The sequence below is a fragment of the Microbacterium sp. Bi128 genome, assembly GCF_918698205.1.
The window spans coordinates 1-1,553 of the sequence record NZ_CAKKMM010001217.1; the positions used below are offsets into that span (position 1 = coordinate 1).

At 68.1% G+C, this 1,553-nt stretch carries 2 protein-coding genes; both read right to left on the minus strand.

Annotated features, from left to right (window positions below):
* The coding region (locus LQV45_RS31395; RefSeq protein WP_230011279.1) for an SDR family NAD(P)-dependent oxidoreductase at positions 1 to 128 on the minus strand (128 nt) is incomplete at its 3' end.
* A 115-nt stretch (positions 129 to 243) separates the two neighbouring features.
* Positions 244 to 1,553: NADP-dependent phosphogluconate dehydrogenase (gene gndA, locus LQV45_RS31400; protein ID WP_230011277.1), on the minus strand; the 1,310-nt coding region annotated here is incomplete at its 5' end.

A 1,553-nucleotide genomic window follows, 5' to 3' on the forward strand; every position in this document is an offset into this window, starting at 1 on the left:
AGCGGCTCCATCAGCTCCACCCGGCGGGCCCCGGCATAGACGGTGAAGCCGGCCGAGGCAAGCTTTTTCGCGGTTTCGAAGCCGATGCCGGTGGAGGCACCGGTGACAAACGCTACGGGCTGGGGCATGAGTTGAACTCCTTGGGCGCTGAACTCCTGGGGTCGGAGCGGTGCGGAAACACGGACGGCCGGCGCCTCCCAGCGTATCTGGAAAGTGCCGGCCGTCGCGTCGGAACGGGGTGGGTCAGTGGGTGTCGACTGCCTCGATCTCGGACTTGTCCTCGCCCCAGAGGGTGTGGAACGTGCCCTCGGCGTCGACGCGGCCGTAGGTGTGCGCCCCGAAGAGGTCGCGCTGGCCCTGGATGACGGCGGCCGGCAGGCGCTTGCGGCGCAGGCCGTCGTAGTAGGCCAGCGAGGAGGAGAACACCGGCACCGGGATGCCGAGCTGCACCGCGGTGGACACCACCCGGCGCCAGGCCGGGAGGACTTCGGCGATCGCCTTGGTGAACGCCGGGGCGAAGAGCAGGTTGGCCGGCTTCTCCGCGGCGGCGTAGGCCTTGGTGATCTCCTTGAGCAGTTCCGCACGGATGATGCAGCCGCCGCGCCACAGCGAGGCGATTTCATCCAGCTTCAGGTCCCAGCCGTATTCCTTGGCCGCGGAGGTGAGCATGTCCAGTCCCTGGGCGTAGGAGACCAGCTTGGAGGCGTAGAGCGCCTGGCGGACGTCCTCGACAAAGCTCTCGGGGACCTCGACGGCGGCCTCGCCGCCGGCCAGCAGCTCCTGTGCCAGCACGCGCTGCTCGGCCTGGGAGGACAGGGCACGGGCGAAGACGGACTCGGCGATGCCCGACGTCGGGGAGCCGAGCTCAAGGGCGGAGATGACCGTCCAGCGGCCGGTGCCCTTCTGGCCGGCGGCATCCACCACGACGTCGACGAACGGCTTGCCGGTCTTCGCATCGACGTGGCCGAGGACCTCGGCGGAGATTTCGATCAGGAAGGAGGCGAGGTCGCCCTTGTTCCACTCTTCGAAGATCTTGGCCTGCTCGGCCGGTTCGATCCCGGCGCCGGAGCGCAGGAGGTCGAAGGCCTCGCCGATGACCTGCATGTCGGCGTATTCGATGCCGTTGTGGACCATCTTGACGAAGTGGCCGGCGCCGTCGGTGCCGATCCAGGCGCAGCAGGGCTGGCCGTCCACGTGCGCGGCGATCTTTTCCAGCAGCGGGCCGAGAGCGTCGTAGGACTCCTTGGAACCGCCCGGCATGATTGAGGGGCCGTTGAGGGCACCCTCCTCGCCACCGGAGACACCGATGCCGACGAAGTGCAGGTCCTTCTTGGCGAGCGCAGCCTCGCGGCGGCGGGTGTCCTCGTAGTGCGAGTTGCCGGCGTCGATGATGATGTCGCCCGCTTCCAGCAGCGGCTCGAGCTGCTCGATCACGGAGTCGACCGGCTTGCCGGCCTTGACCATGATCAGCACGCGGCGCGGCTTCTCCAGCGAATCAACGAGTTCCTGGAGGGTCTCGGTGCGGACGGAGTCACCCTCATCGCCATACTTGG